The 19,054-nt window shown below is 70.4% G+C and carries 17 protein-coding genes and 1 pseudogene; 10 read left to right on the forward strand and 8 right to left on the reverse strand.

The features are described 5' to 3' along the window. Position 1 precedes the first annotated feature (1 nt). Together ACLVWQ_RS35685 and ACLVWQ_RS35690 are read right to left on the reverse strand one after the other, a co-directional pair. Positions 2-460 (reverse strand): peroxiredoxin, encoded by a 459-nt coding sequence (locus tag ACLVWQ_RS35685; protein WP_414113419.1) that lies wholly within the window; start codon positions 458-460, stop codon positions 2-4. 206 nt (positions 461-666) lie between these two features. After that, positions 667-1,104, reverse strand: a complete 438-nt coding sequence (locus tag ACLVWQ_RS35690; RefSeq protein ID WP_188114209.1) for a DUF3052 domain-containing protein — start codon at positions 1,102-1,104, stop codon at positions 667-669. A 522-nt stretch (positions 1,105-1,626) separates the two neighbouring features. Between ACLVWQ_RS35690 and aceE the strand changes: the two genes are divergently transcribed. Continuing rightward, positions 1,627-4,374 carry a pyruvate dehydrogenase (acetyl-transferring), homodimeric type gene (aceE, locus tag ACLVWQ_RS35695; RefSeq protein ID WP_414113420.1) on the forward strand — a complete coding sequence of 916 codons (2,748 nt, stop codon included), beginning with the start codon at positions 1,627-1,629 and terminating at the stop codon, positions 4,372-4,374. Positions 4,375-5,077: 703 nt separating this feature from the next. Here the strand turns inward: aceE and ACLVWQ_RS35700 are convergent. Further along, complete coding sequence (locus tag ACLVWQ_RS35700) at positions 5,078-6,697, reverse strand: MFS transporter (RefSeq protein ID WP_414113421.1); 1,620 nt, start codon at positions 6,695-6,697, stop codon at positions 5,078-5,080. Positions 6,698-6,799: 102 nt separating this feature from the next. Here ACLVWQ_RS35700 and ACLVWQ_RS35705 point away from each other — a divergent pair, with 102 nt between their 5' ends. The 3 genes from ACLVWQ_RS35705 (at position 6,800) to ACLVWQ_RS35715 (ending at position 9,916) form a co-directional block, all read left to right on the forward strand. Further along, a complete protein-coding gene (locus tag ACLVWQ_RS35705; protein WP_414113422.1) occupies positions 6,800-7,492 on the forward strand; it encodes a TetR family transcriptional regulator in 693 nt (230 codons plus the stop codon). A gap of 173 nt (positions 7,493-7,665) precedes the next feature. Then, positions 7,666-8,889: an alpha/beta hydrolase gene (locus ACLVWQ_RS35710; protein WP_414113423.1), complete on the forward strand. Its 1,224-nt coding sequence runs from the start codon at positions 7,666-7,668 to the stop codon at positions 8,887-8,889. Between the two features lie 58 nt (positions 8,890-8,947). Beyond that, complete coding sequence (locus ACLVWQ_RS35715) at positions 8,948-9,916, forward strand: DUF4429 domain-containing protein (protein WP_414113442.1); 969 nt, start codon at positions 8,948-8,950, stop codon at positions 9,914-9,916. A gap of 135 nt (positions 9,917-10,051) precedes the next feature. Here the strand turns inward: ACLVWQ_RS35715 and ACLVWQ_RS35720 are convergent, their stop codons facing one another. Together ACLVWQ_RS35720 and ACLVWQ_RS35725 are read right to left on the reverse strand one after the other, a co-directional pair. Next, positions 10,052-11,068, reverse strand: coding sequence for an aldo/keto reductase (locus ACLVWQ_RS35720; RefSeq protein ID WP_414113424.1), 1,017 nt, complete (start codon positions 11,066-11,068; stop codon positions 10,052-10,054). After that, complete coding sequence (locus ACLVWQ_RS35725; protein ID WP_414113425.1) at positions 11,065-11,529, reverse strand: MerR family transcriptional regulator; 465 nt, start codon at positions 11,527-11,529, stop codon at positions 11,065-11,067. Before ACLVWQ_RS35725 ends, ACLVWQ_RS35720 begins: the two co-directional genes overlap by 4 nt. Before the next feature lie 96 nt (positions 11,530-11,625). On the opposite strand from ACLVWQ_RS35725, the gene ACLVWQ_RS35730 reads away from it, so the two are divergent. The 3 genes and pseudogenes from ACLVWQ_RS35730 to ACLVWQ_RS35740 form a co-directional block, all read left to right on the forward strand. Continuing rightward, positions 11,626-12,096 (forward strand): GNAT family N-acetyltransferase, encoded by a 471-nt coding sequence (locus tag ACLVWQ_RS35730; protein ID WP_414113426.1) that lies wholly within the window; start codon positions 11,626-11,628, stop codon positions 12,094-12,096. A 68-nt stretch (positions 12,097-12,164) separates the two neighbouring features. Next, positions 12,165-12,986 (forward strand): serine hydrolase domain-containing protein, encoded by an 822-nt coding sequence (locus ACLVWQ_RS35735; RefSeq protein WP_414113427.1) that lies wholly within the window; start codon positions 12,165-12,167, stop codon positions 12,984-12,986. Then, a pseudogene (locus tag ACLVWQ_RS35740) lies at positions 12,987-13,172 on the forward strand (Scr1 family TA system antitoxin-like transcriptional regulator); the annotation flags it as partial. It lies immediately after the preceding gene. Positions 13,173-13,187: 15 nt separating this feature from the next. Here the strand turns inward: ACLVWQ_RS35740 and ACLVWQ_RS35745 are convergent. Both ACLVWQ_RS35745 and ACLVWQ_RS35750 read right to left on the reverse strand, forming a co-directional pair. After that, positions 13,188-13,535 (reverse strand): MerR family transcriptional regulator, encoded by a 348-nt coding sequence (locus ACLVWQ_RS35745; RefSeq protein ID WP_414113428.1) that lies wholly within the window; start codon positions 13,533-13,535, stop codon positions 13,188-13,190. A gap of 250 nt (positions 13,536-13,785) precedes the next feature. Continuing rightward, positions 13,786-15,087, reverse strand: a complete 1,302-nt coding sequence (locus ACLVWQ_RS35750) for an aspartate aminotransferase family protein (protein WP_414113429.1) — start codon at positions 15,085-15,087, stop codon at positions 13,786-13,788. 112 nt (positions 15,088-15,199) lie between these two features. Here ACLVWQ_RS35750 and ACLVWQ_RS35755 point away from each other — a divergent pair, with 112 nt between their 5' ends. Next, positions 15,200-16,096 (forward strand): LysR substrate-binding domain-containing protein, encoded by an 897-nt coding sequence (locus ACLVWQ_RS35755; RefSeq protein ID WP_414113443.1) that lies wholly within the window; start codon positions 15,200-15,202, stop codon positions 16,094-16,096. Here ACLVWQ_RS35755 and ACLVWQ_RS35760 read toward each other — a convergent pair. Then, the gene (locus ACLVWQ_RS35760; RefSeq protein ID WP_414113444.1) at positions 16,093-16,752 is read right to left on the reverse strand and encodes a pirin family protein; all 660 of its coding nucleotides are present in this window, start codon (positions 16,750-16,752) and stop codon (positions 16,093-16,095) included. The genes ACLVWQ_RS35755 and ACLVWQ_RS35760 overlap by 4 nt on opposite strands. 84 nt (positions 16,753-16,836) lie before the next feature. Between ACLVWQ_RS35760 and ACLVWQ_RS35765 the strand changes: the two genes are divergently transcribed. Further along, positions 16,837-18,042, forward strand: coding sequence for a PucR family transcriptional regulator (locus ACLVWQ_RS35765; protein WP_414113430.1), 1,206 nt, complete (start codon positions 16,837-16,839; stop codon positions 18,040-18,042). An 89-nt stretch (positions 18,043-18,131) separates the two neighbouring features. Then, positions 18,132-19,049, forward strand: coding sequence for an ACP S-malonyltransferase (locus ACLVWQ_RS35770; RefSeq protein WP_414113431.1), 918 nt, complete (start codon positions 18,132-18,134; stop codon positions 19,047-19,049). Positions 19,050-19,054 lie beyond the last annotated feature (5 nt).

Raw genomic sequence — 19,054 nt, forward strand, 5'->3', positions numbered from 1 at the left:
GTCAGAGGGCGTCGAGCGCCCGTACGTAGTCGTCCAGGTCCCGCGCGTCCGGCAGGCCGTTGACGACGGTCCAGCGGACGACGCCCTCCTTGTCGATGACGAAGGTGCCGCGCACCGCGCAGCCCTTGTCCTCGGCGAAGACGCCGTACGCGCGCGAGACCTCGCCGTGCGGCCAGAAGTCCGACAGCAGCGGGTACTCGAGGCCCTCCTGCTCGCCGAAGACGCGCAGGGTGGGGACGGAGTCGTTCGAGACGGCGAGGAGCTGGGTGTCGCGGTCGGCGAACCGCGGCAGGTTGTCACGCAGCTCGCACAGTTCGCCGGTGCACACGCCGGTGAAGGCGAAGGGATAGAAGAGCAGCACCACGTTCTTGTCGCCATGGAAGTCGGAGAGCTTCACGGTGGCTCCGTGGTTGTCCTTGAGCTCGAAGTCCGGGGCCTTGTCGCCGACCTCGATCGCCATGGTTCCGCATCCCTTCCGTCGGGTCCGTTCGGGGTGTTTCGGGCTGTTCGGGTGACATCCACCCTACGCAGCGCCCCCCGGCACCCCCTCCGGCCCCCCTCAAAGGGCCGAGGCCGCACGGGGCCGGGGCGCACAGGGCCGGGGGCGCAAAGGACAAGGCCCCCGCCGACCGATGTCGGCGGGGGCCTCCTGGCCTCGGCTGCGCCTCAGCGCTTCTTGGCTGCCGTCTTCGGCGTCGCCAGCTTCGTGCCGCTCCAGTCCTTCCCCACGCTGATGCCCTTGGTCTGGGACAGACCCGCGGTCGTCACAGCTTCGGCGATGTCGCTGGGCTCCACATAACCGTCTCGGCCGGTCTTGGGCGTCAGCAGCAGGACGGCGCCGCCCTCTTCGACGTACGTGGTGGCGTCCACCAGCGCATCCGTCAGGTCGCCGTCGTCGTCTCGGAACCAGAGCACCACGGCGTCGGCGACGTCGTCGTACTCCTCGTCCATGAGCTCACTGCCGATTGCTTCTTCAATGGCCGAGCGGAGCTCCTGGTCGACGTCGTCGTCGAAGCCGATCTCCTGGACCACCTGCTCGGGCTGGAATCCCAGCCTGGCGGCCAGGCTCGTCCGCTCCTCCGCGTGGTCCGCGGTCGCGCTCACGGGTTGCCTCCTGATCATGTTCGGTAATGGGGTCCTCCCCTGCCCGGTCGAAGCCGGGCCCTCGGGGAAGTTCAAGCCACGCGCGTGCGCGAAGCATTGGCCGTAGTCCACACGGACGGGGCGGATCGCGCAAGTACCCGGCCGTCGAGACCGCCGAAACGGTGACGATCCAGGCGGTGTCGCCGCAACTCCGTTCAGGGAATCACAGTCGCGAGTGACGCACACCACAGAGATCTGCCCCGGTTTGTGAATTTCGGAACCCTACGAGGGTACGAGACTCGAACGGCTTTGCGGTACGCGTGACCGGTCGGGCGTATCGTTGCGATTTGCCGGACCCGCCCTGGGGAGAACGGGACGAACCTCTCGGTTCTCTCTTCGGATACCTCTTCGGTTACCTCTCGGTAGAGATGACGTTTCCGCTCCCGAGGTACACGATGGGGAACGGTGCAGACGCCCAGGAAACCAGAGAAAAACCAAAGAAAAAACTGAGAAGAAGCGGCCCCCCGAGAGCGAAGGAACAGCGTGGCTTCCGGAACCGATCGCAACCCGATCATCATTGGCGGCCTTCCGAGTCAGGTCCCCGACTTCGATCCCGAAGAGACCCAGGAGTGGCTCGACTCCCTCGACGCCGCCGTCGACGAGCGCGGCCGGGAACGGGCCCGCTATCTGATGCTGCGACTGATCGAACGCGCCCGCGAGAAGCGCGTGGCCGTGCCCGAGATGCGCAGCACCGACTACGTCAACACCATCGCCACCAAGGACGAGCCGTTCTTCCCCGGCAACGAGGAGATCGAACGCAAGATCCTCAACGCGACCCGCTGGAACGCGGCCGTGATGGTGTCCAGGGCCCAGCGTCCCGGGATCGGCGTCGGCGGCCACATCGCCACCTTCGCGTCCTCGGCCTCGCTCTACGACGTGGGCTTCAACCACTTCTTCCGCGGCAAGGACGGGGGTGACGGCGGCGACCAGATCTTCTTCCAGGGGCACGCCTCCCCCGGTATCTACGCCCGCGCGTTCCTCCTGGACCGCCTCGACGAGCGGCAGCTGGACGCCTTCCGGCAGGAGAAGTCGAAGGCCCCGCACGCGCTGTCGTCGTACCCGCACCCGCGGTCGATGCCGGACTTCTGGGAGTTCCCGACCGTCTCCATGGGGCTCGGTCCGCTCGGCGCGATCTTCCAGGCGCGGATGAACCGCTACATGCAGGCGCGCGACATCACGGACACCTCCAAGTCCCACGTCTGGGCGTTCCTCGGCGACGGCGAGATGGACGAGCCGGAGTCGCTCGGCCAGCTGTCCATCGCCGCGCGCGAGGGCCTGGACAACCTGACGTTCGTCGTCAACTGCAACCTCCAGCGCCTCGACGGACCGGTGCGCGGCAACGGAAAGATCATCCAGGAGCTGGAGTCGCAGTTCCGCGGCGCCGGCTGGAACGTCATCAAGCTCGTCTGGGACCGCAGCTGGGACCCGCTGCTCGCGCAGGACCGCGACGGCGTGCTCGTCAACAAGCTGAACACCACGCCCGACGGCCAGTTCCAGACGTACGCCACCGAGACCGGCGCGTACATCCGGGAGCACTTCTTCGGCGGGGACCACCGGCTGCGCGGCATGGTCGAGAACATGACGGACGACCAGATCCTGCACCTGGGCCGCGGCGGTCACGACCACCGGAAGGTCTACGCGGCGTTCTCGGCGGCCAAGGAGCACAAGGGCCAGCCGACGGTGATCCTGGCGCAGACGGTCAAGGGCTGGACGCTCGGCCCGAACTTCGAGGGCCGCAACGCCACGCACCAGATGAAGAAGCTGACGGTCGCCGACCTCAAGGGCTTCCGCGACCGGCTGCACCTGCCGATCTCCGACAAGGAGCTGGAGTCCGGCGCGCCGCCGTACTACCACCCGGGCCGGGACTCGGAGGAGATCCAGTACATGCACGACCGCCGCAAGGACTGCGGCGGGTACGTCCCCACGCGGGTGCTGCGGGCGAAGCCGCTCGCGCTGCCCGAGGACAAGACGTACGCGAGTGTGAAGAAAGGGTCCGGGCAGCAGTCGATCGCCACGACCATGGCGTTTGTACGGCTCCTCAAGGACCTCATGCGGGACAAGGAGATCGGCAAGCGGTTCGTGCTGATCGCGCCCGACGAGTACCGCACGTTCGGTATGGACTCGTTCTTCCCGAGTGCGAAGATCTACAACCCGCTCGGGCAGCAGTACGAGGCCGTGGACCGGGACCTGCTGCTCGCGTACAAGGAGTCGCCGACGGGGCAGATGCTGCACGACGGCATCTCCGAGGCGGGCTGTACGGCCTCCCTGATCGCGGCCGGCTCGGCGTACGCCACGCATGGTGAGCCGCTCATCCCGGTGTACGTCTTCTACTCGATGTTCGGTTTCCAGCGCACCGGTGACCAGTTCTGGCAGATGGCCGACCAGATGGCGCGCGGTTTTGTGCTGGGTGCGACCGCGGGGCGTACGACGCTGACGGGTGAGGGTCTGCAGCACGCGGACGGGCACTCGCAGTTGCTGGCCTCGACGAACCCGGCCTGTGTCGCGTACGACCCGGCGTACGGGTTCGAGATCGCGCACATCGTGAAGGACGGGCTGCGGCGGATGTACGGCTCGTCCGACGAGTATCCGCACGGCGAGGACGTCTTCTACTACCTCACGGTCTACAACGAGCCGATCCGGCACCCGGCCGAGCCGGAGAACGTGGACGTCGAGGGCATCCTCGCGGGCATCCACCGCTTCGCGGCGGGCACTTCGGGCACCATCCCGGCGCAGATCATGGCGTCCGGGGTCGCGGTGCCGTGGGCGGTCGAGGCGCAGCGGATCCTCGCGGAGGAGTGGAACGTACGGGCCGACGTGTGGTCGGCGACGTCGTGGAACGAGTTGCGGCGTGAGGCGGTGGAGGTGGAGCGGCACAATCTGCTGCACCCGGAGGAGGAGCAGCGGGTTCCTTATGTCACCCGGAAGTTGTCGGGTGCGCAGGGGCCGTTCGTGGCGGTGTCCGACTGGATGCGGTCGGTTCCCGACCAGATCTCGCGGTGGGTGCCGGGGACTTACCAGTCGCTGGGCGCGGACGGGTTCGGCTTCGCCGATACGCGCGGTGCCGCTCGGCGGTTCTTCCACATCGACGCGCAGTCGATCGTGGTGGGGGTGCTGACGGAGCTGGCGCGCGAGGGGAAGGTCGACCGGTCCGTGCTGAAGCAGGCGATCGATCGGTATCAGCTGCTTGATGTCGCGGCGGCGGATCCGGGGGCGGCTGGCGGCGACGCGTAGCGCTCCGCGGGTTGGGCGGGGGTGGGATCGGGTGCGGGTGGGATCGGGTGCGGGTGGGTGGGGGCTGGGCGCGCAGTTCCCCGCGCCCCTGAGGGGGTGGGGGGGGCGGGGTTGCCCCGGCGCCCCTTGCCTGCGGCCCTCGTTCGTTCAGTGCGGGTGCGTGGGGGCTGGGCGCGCCGTTCCCCGCGCCCCTGAGGGGCCGGGCGGGGGTGGCCTGGCTGCCCTCGCGGCCTCCGCCGTGCCGCCGGGCTGGTGTCTCGTCGGGTTGTGCGGGTGTGTGGGGGCTGGGCGCGCAGTTCCCCGCGCCCCTGAGGGGCCGGGCGGGGGTGGCCTGGCTGCCCTCGCGGCCTCCGCCACACCGCCGGACTCACGGCTCGTCGGGTTGTGCGGGTGGGTGGGGGTTGAGCGCGCAGTTCCCCGCGCCCCTGAGGGGGTTGGGGGTGACCATGCCTCCCTCGCGCCCTCGCCTGCGTTGCCGCCGTTCTGACGTTTCGTTGGGTTGTGCGGGTGCGTGGGGGATGTGCGGCGTGCCGTCCCCCTCCGGCGGCACGCCGCGGTTCTGGTCAACCGACCGGGTTGTGCGGGTCAGTTGGGGACACTCTGGCCTGTGTCGCGGGCGATATGACAGTCACACCGACCGACATCACCCTGATAGGCGAAAGCCCCGCCGGATGACCCGGCGGGGCTGTATAAGGCGAGCGGCTCAGATGTGGCCCACTCCCGCGCCCGCCTCCGCGTTGGCGCCCCTCTTCGTGAGGAACGCGACGAAGACGGCCACGACCGCGACCCCGGCCGCGACGAGACTCGCCAGGCTCATGCCGGAGATGAACGTGTCGTGCGCGACGTCAGTGATCTTCGCGGCGAGCTCGGGCGGCGTGCCCGGAGCCACCGGCGCCGCACCCACCTGCACCGCCTCCGCCGCCTGGTCGAGCTGGTCCGGCGGAAGCTTCGGGAGCCCCGCGTCGGCCCAGTTGCCCGCGAGGTCGTTGTCGACCTTGGAGGCCATCACCGCGCCCAGCACCGCCGTACCGAGGCTGCCGCCGATCTGCATGGCCGCCTGCTGAAGGCCACCCGCGACACCGGACAGCTCCATCGGCGCGTTGCCCACGATGACCTCCGTGGCGCCGACCATGACCGGCGCGAGGCCGAGGCCAAGCAGCGCGAACCAGATCGACATGAGCCCACTGCTCGTGTCCGTCTCCAGCGTCGAGATGCCGAACATGGCGACGGCCGTGAACGCCATACCGCCCGCGAGCGGCACCCGCGGCCCCGTCTTGCCGATCATCGCGCCGGCCAGCGGAGAGCCGATGATCATCATGCCGGTGAGCGGCAGCAGATGCAGACCCGCGTCGATCGGGCTCATCCCGTGCACGTTCTGCAGGTAGAAGGTGACGAAGAACAGACCACCCAGGAACGCGATCGCCATGAGCGCCATGAGGACCACACCGGCCGACAGCGGCACGGAACGGAACAGGGCGAGCGGGATGAGCGGCTCGCTCACCCGGTTCTCCCAGTACGCGAACAGCGCGAAGCCCAGTACCGCGATACCGAGGAACGACCAGGTCAGCGCGGCGCCCCAGCCCCACTCGGGGGCCTTGATGAGCGCCCAGACCAGACAGAACATGGCACCGGACAGCAGGCCGATGCCGAGCAGGTCGAAGGAGCGCGGCGCGTTCTTGGCCCGGTGGTCGGTGAGGATCACCACGCCGAGGACGACCGCGAGGATGCCGACCGGCACGTTGATGAAGAAGACGGACTGCCAGCTGACGTGCTCGACGAGCACCCCGCCGAGGATCGGGCCGCCCGCGGTGGAGGCACCGATGACCATGCCCCAGATGCCGATCGCCATGTTCAGCTTCTCGGCCGGGAAGGTGGCCCGCAGCAGACCGAGCGCGGCCGGCATCAGCAGCGCGCCGAACAGGCCCTGGAGCACCCGGAAGGCGACGACGTAGGCGATGCCGTCGGAGAGCCCGATGGCCCCCGAGGCCGCCGCGAAGCCGACCACGCCTATCAGGAAGGTCTGGCGGTGGCCGAACCGGTCACCGAGCTTGCCCGCCGTGATCAGGGTGACGGCGAGTGCGAGGAAGTAGCCGTTCGTGATCCACTGGACGTCGGCGAACGTGGCGCCCAGGTCCTTCTGGATCGCTGGGTTGGCGATGGCGACGATGGTGCCGTCGAGGGCCACCATCATGACGCCCACGGCCACGGTGATCAGGGTGAACCACGGGTGGCCGCGCAGGCCCCTGGCCGGGGTCGGACCGGAGGCGGCTGCCGGGGCCTCGTCGGCCGGGCCCGTCTTGTCGACGGTGGTCTGACTAGTCATGTTCAAAGATTAATGACAGCCGCTGACAATTGACAAACCAGTTCACAATTCGGTAACCGAGATGTCAATCGACAACCCGAGACGCAAGGGGACAGAAGACTCATGGACACGGCGCCACGGCCGGGGCTGCGCGAGCGCAAGAAGCAGCGCACCCGGGACGCGCTGGTGCGGGCCGCCCTGGAGCTGTTCACCGCCCACGGCTACGAACAGACGACCGTCGACGAGATCGCGGAGGCCGTCGACGTCTCCCAGCGCACCTTCTTCCGGTACTTCGCGAGCAAGGAGGAGGTCGCCTTCGCCGTACAGGAGATGACGGAGGCGCACTTCCTCGACGCGGTGCGCCGACGCCCGCCCCACGAGCCCCCCTTGGACGCCCTGCGCCGGGCCGTCATGACGAGCTGGGACACCATCGAGGAGGCCATCGAGGCCGTCGTCCCGATCGAACTGCACATGCGCACCTACCAGTTGATCGAGTCGACACCCGCACTGCTCGCCGCCCACCTGTGCCACCACGAGCGACTGGAGGAGGAGCTCGCCCGGACCGTCGCGGAGCGCGAGGGTGTCGACGTGGACACCGATCCGCGACCGCGCGTGACGGTGGCCCTGTTCGGCGGCGTGATGCGGCTGACGGCCCGCCGATGGGGCGCGGGCGAGGACTTCAGCGTGGCCGCCATGCGCGAACTGACCGCGTCGTATCTCGACCAGATGGGGCCCGCGTTGGCCGAGAACTGGCACGCGCGCCCCGAACGCGTCTCCGGACACGTCTCCGAACGTACCTCCGGAGGCACGGAGTAACTCCCTTACCACACAACGTCACGCTCAAATGCGCACGGAGTACCCCATCTGCGTACACAGGGTGATCGCCGGGCGGGATTCGGTGTGACTTTGCCCCAATTACCCCACAGGAAACGTGATCCGCCTCACTCGGTTAACGCGAGACCCGCTCGTTCTCCTAGTGTGTCCTTTCAGTGACTTCCTTCGACTCCACACCCCAACTCAATGTCTGGCGCATGCTGCTCGCGCTGGCCGTGGTGTTCGTGATGCTCGGGACCACCGGCTGGACCGCGGTACGCAGCCACAGAGGGGCGGCCACACCGCTCGCGGCCTCCCTCTCCGCCTGGGAACACGGTCACATGGGCGGGCACCGGCTGCCGGACCCGGACGAGACGACGCCCACCCGCCTCGGCCAGTTCTTCGCCTCGCTCGACGCCTACCAGCGCGCCCGGCTCGCCGCCCGCTATCCGCTCGCGGTCGGCAACATGAACGGGGCGCCGGTGAATCTCCGTTACCGCGCCAACCGCATCGCACTCGGCCAGGCCCGCGAGGTCGAACGCGAACGCCTGCACGACAACCGGCTCTCGCCCGTCGGCAAGCGCGACGCGAGCCGCCGGATGCACCGGTACGAGGACCTGATGTCCGGCGACCGCCGCATCCTCGCCTTCGACCCGACGGGTTCGGGGCGCGTCGCGGAGGTCTTCGGGAACCTCGCCGGGGCCGACCGGGTCTCGGTCGTGGTGCCCGGCGTCGACACGGACCTGCTGACCTTCCAGCGCACCGAGCGCAGATACACGGCGCCCGTCGGCATGGCCAAGGCGCTGTACCGCGCCGAGCGCGACGCGAGCCCCCTGACGCGTACGGCCGTCATAGCGTGGGCCGACTACACGACGCCCAGCGGGCTCGGCATGGACGCCGCCACCGGGGTCCGCGCCGAGGAGGGCGCGGTCCGGCTCGGCGCCCTCGTACGGGCGCTGCCCGGTGACTCGCGCGTCGCGCTGTACTGCCACAGCTATGGATCCGTGGTGTGCGGGGTGGCCGCGCGTTCGCTGCCGGCCCGGGTCTCCGACATAGCGGTGGCGGGCAGTCCCGGCATGCGGGTCGAGCGGGCGGCGCAGTTGCGCACCTCGGCCCGGGTGTGGGCCGTACGGGACTCCGACGACTGGATCGAGGACGTACCGCATCTGGAGTTCGGCGGGCTGGGGCACGGCGCGGATCCGATGTCCTCGGAGTTCGGCGCGCGGGTGCTGTCCGCGCGCGGGGCGAAGGGACACACCGGGTATTTCGAACCGGGCACCGACAGCCTGCGGAACTTCGCCGAGATCGGGATTGGCGCGTACCGCGCGGTCAGCTGCGCCCACCAGGACGACGGGTGCCGGAAGGGTTTGTCCGACACGGCCGAAGCAGGACGCGCGTAGAGAACGACAGAAGTGCGGTCTGCTCAGGGAGGGGACTACGAAGCGCATGCCGCATACGATGGCCCGCATGGGTGACGTACTGGCCGGATTTCATGCCGCCTGGGAGTTCGAGTCCGACTCCGTGCTCATCCGCTTCGAACGGGGGATTCGCACGCCGAAGCTGTTCCAGGCGCTCGGCGAGCGCCGCATCCCGTTCGAGGCGATCGCGGCGGTGACTCTGACACCCGGCAAGCGCGGGACGGTGGTCCTGCGCGCCGAGCCGAGAGCGGGGGCGGATCCGCTGATGGAGGCGGCCTCGGGACAATTGAAGGACGTGTGCGACCCCTACCGGCTCGTGTTGCCCGCCGAGCGCGAGACGCTCGCCGAGTACTACGCGGACGAGCTGCGGGCGGTGCTCGCGCCCGAGAACGCGGGGCCCGCCGAGCGGTATCTGGTGCGGCCGCCCGAGGCGCCGCTCCAGTTCAAGGCGTACGACGGGAAGGCGTCCTTCGACGGGAAGTCCGTGGCGTTCCGGTGGTTCTGGACGGGGGCCTCGTCCGCGAAGTGGAAGGCCGGCGACCAGACGTTCGCCGTGTCCGACCTGTGCGGTGTGGAGTGGCGGTCGCCGGAGGTGTTCGAGGGGCATCTGCGGTTGCTGCGGCGGGAGATGGGGGCCGGAGCGGGTGCTTCCCAGCCGGGTGCTTCCCAGCCGGGTGCTTCCCAGCCGGGGCAGCCGGATCAGGATCCGGCCGCTGTCGTCTTCGGGCTCGGGTACGGGCCGGTGCACGAGTCGTTGCCGTTCGCGGCGGCTGTTCTGGGTGCGGTGCGGTCGGGAGGGCCCGCGGGGCTCTCCGAGGGGGCGGGGGTCGGGGCGAGGGTCGTGGCGGGTGTGACGGCAGGAGTGACGGCGGGTGTGGTGCCGGGGGTTCGGCGGGATCCGGCCGACATCGCCGACCGGATCCGGCATCTTGGGGATCTGCATGAGGCGGGGCTTGTCACGGACGAGGAGTTCTCCGTGAAGAAGGCGGAGTTGTTGGCCGAGCTGTGAGGTCTGGGCCGGCGCTGAGTCAGGGGCCGTGGCTGAGTCAGGGGCCGGGAGGCGCGGGAGGTTCGACGGCTGCGGGCCGTCGTGGCTGAGCGCGCGGTTCCCCGCGCCCCCAAAGACAAAGACAGAGGATTGTTCTTACTCTCTGCCTGCCGAGGCGAAGGTCATGTCCGCGTAGCGGGTTCCTGCGACCCTCTCGGCGATGGGGGCCAGGGTGGCCAGGTCGGTGGGTGTCAGGGTGATGTGGGTCGCCGCTGTGTTCTCCTCCACTCGGGTGCGCCTGCGGGTGCCCGGGATGGGGATCACCGGGAGGGCGTGGGTCGTCGCCTGCTGGTGGACCCAGGCCAGGGCGATCTGGCCCGGGGAGGCGTCGTGGGCCTTGGCCACCGCCCGGATCGGCTCCAGCAGCGCCGCGTTCGCCGCCGCGTTGTCGCCCGTGAAGCGGGGCTGCTGACGGCGGACGTCGTCCGCGGTCAGCTCGTTGTCGGCGTTGGTGAAGGAGCCGGTGAGGAAGCCGCGTCCGAGCGGGGAGTACGGGACCAGGGTCACGCCCAGTTCACGGACCGCCGGCACGACACCCGCCTCGATGTCCCGGCTGAACAGCGACCACTCCGACTGGACGGCGGCGATCGGGTGCACGGCATGCGCGGCCCGCAGCTCGCCGCCCGTCACCTCGCTGAGGCCGAGCTGCTTGACCTTGCCCTGGCGGACCAGGTCGGCCATGACGCCGACGGTCTCCTCGATGGGGACCCGCACATCACGGCGGTGCATGTAGTAGAGGTCGATCACGTCGACGTCCAGGCGCTTCAGGCTCGCCTCGACGGCCTGCCGGATGTACGGCTCGTCGTTGCGGATGATCCGCTTGGTCGGGTCGTCCGGCGGGATCGTCATCGCGAACTTCGTGGCGATCACGACCTCGTCGCGGTGCGCCGCGACGAACGGCGCCAGGAACCGCTCGTTCTCCCCCCGGCCGTACGCGTCGGCCGTGTCGTACAGCGTCACGCCCAGTTCGAGCGCGCGCTCCAGCGTGGCCCGCGCCTCGTCGGCGTCCGTCGGGCCGTACGCGAAGCTCATCCCCATACAGCCCAGGCCCTGCACGCCGACCTCCGGGCCACCCGTGCCGAGCTGTGCCTTCGCGATCCTGCTGTCCGTCATCGGGACCTCTCCGACGCCAGGGCCCGCCCGGCGTCCGCATAGAAATCGATCTTCCGGTCGAGCACGGCGAGGGTGTCCTGGAGCTCGGCGATCCGCGCCCGCACATCCCGGCGCGTCGCCTCCAGGAGCTCGAAACGGGCGGCGTACGTCTCGTCGCCCGCGCGCACCATCTCCGCGTACCGCACCATGTCGGCGACCGGCATTCCGGTCAGCCGCAGCTTGCCGACGAGGTCCAGCCAGTCGAGGTCGCGGTTGCTGTACCGCCGCTGGCCCGTGTGGGAGCGGTCGATGTGCGGCATGAGCCCGATCCGCTCGTACCAGCGGAGGGTGTGCGCCGTCAGGCCGGTGAAGGCGACGACCTCGCTGATCGTGTACTGGTCGTGGCCGTCGGGGCGCCTTCGCTCCAGCGGCGGGTCGGCACAGATGTCGGTCCCGGACTCCGTGGTCTCCATCACCGTCATGGGCCCCACGCTAAAACCTTCGAGTGCACTCCAAGCAAGCGGAGACCGAAGAAATTCCGGCGACAGCGGGTCGCCGTGCTGGCTAGCGTGCCGGCCATGAGCCTTGTACGCCGCGCTGTGCCCCAGGACGCCGAGGAACTGCTCCGACTGCGTCAGGTGATGATCGACTCGATCTCCGGGGCGGACACGTCCACCGGCTGGCACACCGGGTCCCTGGACACCGTACGGGCCCGGCTGGCCGATCCCGAAGGGGGTTTCGCGGCGTTCGTCGTCGATCATCCCGAGCGGCCCGGGGCGCTGGGAGCCCTGGTGGCGGGGACGGTGGAGTACCGGATAGGGCGGGCCGGGAACCCGCACGGGCGGATCGGCTACGTGTTCAGCGTCGCGACGGATCCCGGGGTACGACGGCGGGGGTACGCGCGCGCCTGCATGGAGGAGCTGGTGGAGTGGTTCCGGGAGCAGGAGGTCGGACAGATCGACCTGACCGCCTCGGCGGAGGCAGCGCCGCTCTACGCGTCGATGGGGTTCGTCCGTACGCCGGATCCGTTGATGCGGCTGCGGTTCTGACGGATGACGACACCGGCCCCGGACGGCTTGGCACAGTGCCGTGCGGCGGTGGCCGTAGGCTCTGGCTCATGTCTTTGGAGAGTCTCGCGCTGATCGAAGAGTGGCCCGTTCCCACCGCTGCCGCGGGTGTCGTACGGGCGGACGGCACCGTGCTCGGGACCCGCGGCCCCGCCACCCGGCCGTTCGCGCTCGCCTCCGTCACCAAGCCGCTCGCCGCGTACGCCGCTCTCGTCGCGTACGAGGAAGGGGCCGTCGAGCTGGACGAGCTCGCCGGGCCCGAGGGGTCCACCGTGCGGCATCTGCTCGCGCACACCAGCGGGCTGGCCTTCGACGAGCACCGGGTGACGGCTCCGCCCGGACAGCGGCGGCTGTACTCCAACGCCGGGTTCGAGCAGTTGGGCGACCACATCGCCAAGGCGACGGAGATCCCGTTCGGCGAGTATCTGAAGCAGGCCGTCCTCGAACCGCTCGGGATGACGTCGACGACCCTCGACGGCTCCCCCGCGAAGGACGGCGTCTCCACCGTCGACGACCTGGTGCGGTTCGCCGCCGAGGTGCAGGCGCCCCGGCTGCTCGACCCGCGCACCGTCGCCGAGGCGATGACCGTGCAGTACCCGGGCACGAAGGGCGTCCTGCCGGGCTACGGACACCAGAGCCCCAACGACTGGGGCCTCGGCTTCGAGATCCGCGACTCCAAGTCGCCCCACTGGACCGGCGGTTCGTCCTCCCCGCGCACCTTCGGGCACTTCGGCCAGGCCGGTACGTTCCTGTGGATCGACCCGGCCGCGGGGGTGGCCTGCGTGGCCCTGACCGACCGCACGTTCGGACCGTGGGCGGCCGAGGCGTGGCCCGCCTTCACGGACGCGGTACTGGCGGAGCTGCGGCACTGACCGTACGCGGAGACGGAGGCGAAGGCGGCGTACATCTCCGCGTACCAGGCGCAGTTGGTGTACGGGCTGCTGCAGACGGCGAAGTACGCGCGGGCGGTACCGGCCCACTTGTCGGAGTTCACCCACCACCGATGGATGCGGGTTCAGGTACTACCGTTCAGGTGGGCTTCGGTAGGGCTCGCCGGGACGGCGGACGCGGGCTCAGGCTCGGCGGTCGTCGGCGGCCTTGATGAGGTCGCCGAGGCGGGCGAGCGTGAGGGTGAGCTGGTCGATCTGCTGCCTGATGCGGGCGTGTTCGGCTTCGAGCATCGCCCGCTGGTGGTCGCTGGTGGCGTCGCTGTCGATGCAGGGAAGCAGTTCGGCGATGCGGCGGCTGGGCAGGCCCGCGGCGTAGAGCTGCTGGAGGATGCGGACCCGGTCGACGGCACCCTCGGCGTACTCGCGCTGGCCGCCGGGGCTGCGGCCGGACGCCAGGAGCCCCTGCTCCTCGTAGTAACGCAGCGCGCGGACGCTCACTCCGGAACGCCGGGCGACCTCTCCGATACGCACGCGTCCCTCTCTTCCTCGGGCTTCCTCGGGCCTCTCGTCCTCCCCCGAGTCAGGGCTTGACTCTCTTGACCCTGACGTCGGCGGTAGGTTTCAGCGTACTCGACATGCCGTCTACGCCGGCGGATCCAGCATCCCCCGAGGATCCGCCGCAGCTCGACCTCGTCGTGGTCGACGGCGCTGTCGACCGCCTCGCCGCCGACCACCTCGTCGGCTTCCGCCTGGACAGCCTGTACGCCGCCCGGCCGGACCGTCAGACCCCGCTGACATCGCCGATCGCCTGGTCCAGCATCTCCAGGCCCAGCGTCAGTTCGGCCTCCGTGGCCGTCAGGGGCGGGGCGATGCGCAGGGTGCCGCCCATGCCGGGGAGCTGCACGATGTTCATGTGCAGGCCCAGTTCGAGGCAGCGTTCGGTGACCCTGGCGCCCAACTCGTCGTGTCCTCCCTGGGGTTCGGCGTCGGCGGAGGTGAACTCCAGGCCGGCCAGCAGGCCCCGGCCCCGGATGTCCCCGACCACCTCGTGCCGCGCGGCGATGTCCGCCAGGCCCTGCCGGAGGAACGCCCCGTGCGAGCGGGCCTGTTCGTCGAGCTTGTCCTCGGTCAGCACGTCGAGGACCGTGTTGCCGACCGCGGCCACCAGCGGGTCGGCCGCGTGGGTGGTGAAGAAGAGGAACCCCCGCTCGTGCGCCCGCTCCTCGATCTCGGCGCTCGTGATCACCGCGGCGAGCGGAAGCCCCGCGCCCAGGGTCTTCGACAGGGTCAGGATGTCGGGGACGATGCCGTCGCGCTCGAACGCGTACCAGGTCCCCGTGCGGCACAGACCGGTCTGCGCCTCGTCGAGGATCAGCAGCATGCCGCGCTCGCGGCACTTCTGCTGGAGGGCCGCGAAATAGCCCAGGGGCGGCTCGATGACCCCGCCGGAGCTGAGGATCGGCTCGACCAGGCACGCGGCGAGGCTGCCGGTGGACTGCGCGTCGATCAGGTCGAAGGCGAAGTCCAGCTGGCGCCGCCAGTCCAGCGAGCCGTCGGGGTGTGTGAAGTCGGGCCGGTGGGTGTTGGGCACCGGTATCGCGAAGTTGCCCGGCGCGCCCGGACCGTAGCCCTTGCGTCCCGCGCTGTACGTGGCCGACGCGGCGGCCTGTGTCATGCCGTGCCAGGACCGCGCGAAGGAGACGATCTCGTGGTTGCCGGTGACGAGCTTGGCCATCCGCACGGCGGCCTCGTTCGACTCCGCTCCGGTCGTCAGCAGGAGCACCTTCTCCAGCGGCGCGGGCAGGCTCTCGGCCAGGCGCCGGGCCAGGTCCACCACGGGGCGGCTCAGCATGCCGCTGTAGAGGTGGTCGAGGGTGCCGATCTGCTGCCGGACGGTCGCCACGATCCGCGGGTGGGAGTGTCCGAGGATCGCGCTCATCTGTCCTGAGGTGAAGTCGAGGAGCGCGCGGCCGTCCGCGGTGAAGACATGGCTGCCGGCCGCGCGCTCGATGATCTCGGGGGTGAAGGCGGGGCCGTAGCGGACCAGATGGCGTTCGGCGTCGGTCCAGAAGGAGTCAGGCATGCCTTCGACCGTAGGGACGCCCGAGCGACACGTCCATCTCACAAATGTGGCCTGCCTGTTCGGCCGAGCCGTACAGCGGCCGGGCCCGTGACGTACGACAATCGGGCCCGTGATGAATCCCTGGAGGCTGCGGCTGCTGACCCAACTGGACACGCTGGGCACCGTGCGCGCCGTGGCGCAGGCCGCCAGGCTGAGCCCCTCCAGCGTGTCCCAGCAGCTCGCCGTGCTGGAGACCGAGACCGGGGCGCAGCTCCTGGAGCGCACGGGCCGCCGGGTGCGGCTCACCTCCGCCGGGCTGATCCTGGCCCGGCGGGCGCGGTCCATCCTCGATCACATGGAGAGCGTCGAGGCGGAGCTGCGCGGCTTCGGCGAGCTGCCGGCCGGGCTGGTGCGGCTGGGGACCTTCCAGAGCGCGGTCCACCCCCTGGTCGTACCTGCGGTGACCCGGCTGGCGCGCGAGTATCCGCATCTGGACGTCGAGATCCTCGAACTGGAGCCGCACGCGAGCATGCCCGCGCTGCGGGTCGGGGACGCCGACATCATCGTCACCACCACGGACTTCGACGAGCTGCCCCTGGGTCCGGACCTCGACCTGGTGCCGCTGGCCTCGGACCCGATCCTCCTCGTCCTGCCGCCGGGACATCCGGCCGGGCGCGGCCCGGTGGACCTGGCCGCCTTCGCGGACGAGCCGTGGTCCTTCGACATCCCGAACTCCTACATGTCCAACCTCGCCCTGCGGCTGTGCCGGCAGGCCCGGTTCGAGCCCCGGGTGGTGTGCCGCTTCAGCAACTACATGATGGCGCTCCAGCACGTGGAGGCCGGTCTCTCGATCGCCCTGCTGCCCGGCCTGGCCGTGGACCACCGGCGCTACCGCGTCACCACCAGGGAACTCGCCACCCCTGTGACCCGCTCGATCACGGCGGCGATCCGCGGCAACTCCCCCACCCGCGCGGCCGTCCGCGTCGTCCTGGACGCCCTGCGCCAGGACGTGAGCCTTCAGGGGACCTAGGAGGCTGCCGTCATCTCCCAGAGCAGCAGCTCCGTCTCGCCGCGGGACACCGCCTCCAGATCCTTCGCGTCCGTGATGCGGGCCGCGTCGCCGGGGCTCAGCACCCAGCCGTCCAGCAGGACTTCACCGCGCACGACATGCGCGTACAGGAAGGGCGCGTCGGGTACGGCCGTGCGCTGGCCCTCCGTCAGCCGGCGGACGTGGAGCATCGCGGCCGCCTCGGGGACCGCGTACGGCGTGGAGTCCGCGATGCCGTGGACGACCTCGTACGCGGGCTCGCCGCCCGGTTCCAGCGGGGCGAGCCACAGCTGGACGAAGCGCAGCGGCCGGTCGGCGTCGTTGCGCTCGACGTGCCGGACCCCGCCCGCCGCACTCAGGCGCTGGACGTCCCCGGCGCGTACGACCGACTCGTGGCCCGTGGTGTCCCGGTGGGTCAGCTCGCCCTCGACGACCCAGGTGACGATCTCGGTGTGGCTGTGCGGGTGCTCGTCGAAGCCGGCGCCGGGGGCCAGCCGCTCCTCGTTGCAGGCGATGACCGCGCCGAAGCGGAGGTTGTCCGGGTCGTAGTGCGGGCCGAAGGAGAAGGCGTGCAGGGACTCGATCCCGGCCGCCGGATCGCCTCCGGGGTACCGCTCGTCGCCGCGCCGTACGTCCATCACGCACCCCACGGTAGCCCCGTCGGCGGTGCCACCCGCGACCCGCCGCCGCATCCCGCCGTCCCGATAAGGCAGTCTTGTTCTGTGCCCGAACCCGAATCCAGCAACATCGAACGAGCGGCGCGCGCCGCCCACGCGCACACCGCGACCCTGAAACGGCTGGAGAGGTCGTCCGGCAGTCTCGCCGCCCAGGCCATCGCACGTATGGACGAGACGCTGCCCTGGTACCGGGCGATGCCGCCGGAGAACCGGTCGTGGATCGGTCTCGTCGCGCAGGCCGGTATCGCCGCGTTCACGGAGTGGTTCCGGCATCCGGACGCTCCCCAGGCGATCTCCACGGACGTCTTCGGCACCGCCCCGCGCGAGCTGACCAGGGCGATCACCCTGCGCCAGACCGTGGAGATGGTGCGTACGACGATCGAGGTGATGGAGTCCGCGATCGACGAGGTCGCGGCCCCGGGCGACGAGAACGTGCTCCGCGAGGCGCTGCTCGTGTACGCCCGGGAGATCGCCTTCGCCACCGCCCAGGTGTACGCGCAGGCCGCCGAGGCACGCGGTGCCTGGGACGCCCGCCTGGAGTCGCTGGTCGTGAACGCGGTGCTCTCCGGCGAGGCGGACGAAGGCGCGGTGTCCCGGGCCGCGGCGCTCGGCTGGAGCTCGCCCGAGCATGTGTGCGTGGTGCTGGGCACGGCACCCGACGGCGACAGCGAGCTGACCGTCGAGGCCATCAGGCGGGCCGCCCGGCACGCCAAGCTCCAGGTGCTCACCGGGGTCCTCGGTGACCGTCTCGTCGTGATCGCGGGCGGCAGCGACAACCCGCTCGCCGTCGCCAAGTCCCTGATCGGCCCGTACGCCGCCGGAGCCGTGGTGGCCGGTCCCGTGGTGGCCGACCTGCTCGCCGCGACCCGCTCCGCGCAGGCCGCCGCCGCCGGGCTCAAGGCCTGCTTCGCCTGGCAGGACGCGCCCCGGCCGGTGCTGGCCGACGATCTCCTGCCGGAGCGCGCCATCGCCGGAGACCCCGCGGCGCGCGGCCAGTTGGTGGAGGAGATCTACAGACCCTTGGAGGAGGCCGGGTCGGCCCTCCTGGAGACGCTGAGTGTCTATCTCGAACAGGCGAGCAGTCTCGAAGGGGCGGCCCGGATGCTCTTCGTGCACCCCAACACCGTGCGCTACCGGCTTCGACGTGTGACTGACGTCACCGGCTGGTCGCCCTCCGACGTACGTTCGGCGTTCACTCTGCGGATCGCTCTGATCCTGGGACGTCTGGCCGATGGAGATCCCCAGCTCTAGGCTTTTGTCGGGGACCTACAATTCCCCCTCCTGTTCTTCGTCCCTGTCCCCACGGGCGGCCGAGCCCGTCCACAAGAGAGAGTGTGAGAGTGCTCGTACTCGTCGCTCCCGGCCAGGGCGCCCAGACGCCCGGCTTCCTGACTCCTTGGCTCGACCTCCCCGGCGCCGCCGACCGCGTCGCCGCGTGGTCGGACGCCATCGGGCTCGACCTTGCCCACTTCGGAACGCTGGCCGACGCGGACGCGATCCGGGACACCGCCGTCGCCCAGCCGCTGCTGGTCGCCGCGGGCCTGCTGTCCGCCGAGGCACTGGGTGCCGTCACTCCTGCCGCCGTCGCGGGGCACAGCGTCGGTGAGTTCACGGCCGCCGTTCTCGCGGGTGTGCTGGACGACACGGCCGCCCTGACGCTCGTGCGCAAGCGGGGCCTGGCGATGGCGGACGCCGCCACCGTCACCCGCACCGGCATGTCGGCGCTGCTCGGCGGCGACCCCGACGTGACGATCCCGCACCTGGAGAAGCTGGGCCTGACCCCGGCGAACGTGAACGGCGCCGGCCAGGTCGTGGCCGCCGGCACGCTGGAGGAGCTGGCCGCCCTGGAGGCGGACAAGCCCGAGGGCGTACGCCGTGTGGTGGCCCTGAAGGTCGCCGGCGCGTTCCACACCCGCCACATGGCCCCGGCGGTCGACGTGCTCGCGAAGGCGGCGGCGGAGTTCTCGCCTGCCGACCCCACGCTCACGTACCTGTCGAACAAGGACGGCCGGAGCGTCACCTCGGGCGACGAGGTCGTCTCCCGTCTGGTGGGTCAGGTCGCCAACCCGGTCCGCTGGGACCTGTGCATGGAGACCTTCAAGGAACTCGGCGTCACGGCGCTGGTCGAGGTGTGCCCTGGTGGCACCCTGACCGGTCTCGCCAAGCGCGCGCTGCCCGGCGTGCGGACGCTGGCGTTGAAGACACCCGACGACCTCGACGCGGCTCGCGAGCTCATCGCCGAGCACGTCTCGGCCTGAGCGCG

The sequence above is a fragment of the Streptomyces sp. CWNU-52B genome (genome assembly GCF_047444975.1).
Lineage (GTDB): Bacteria > Actinomycetota > Actinomycetes > Streptomycetales > Streptomycetaceae > Streptomyces.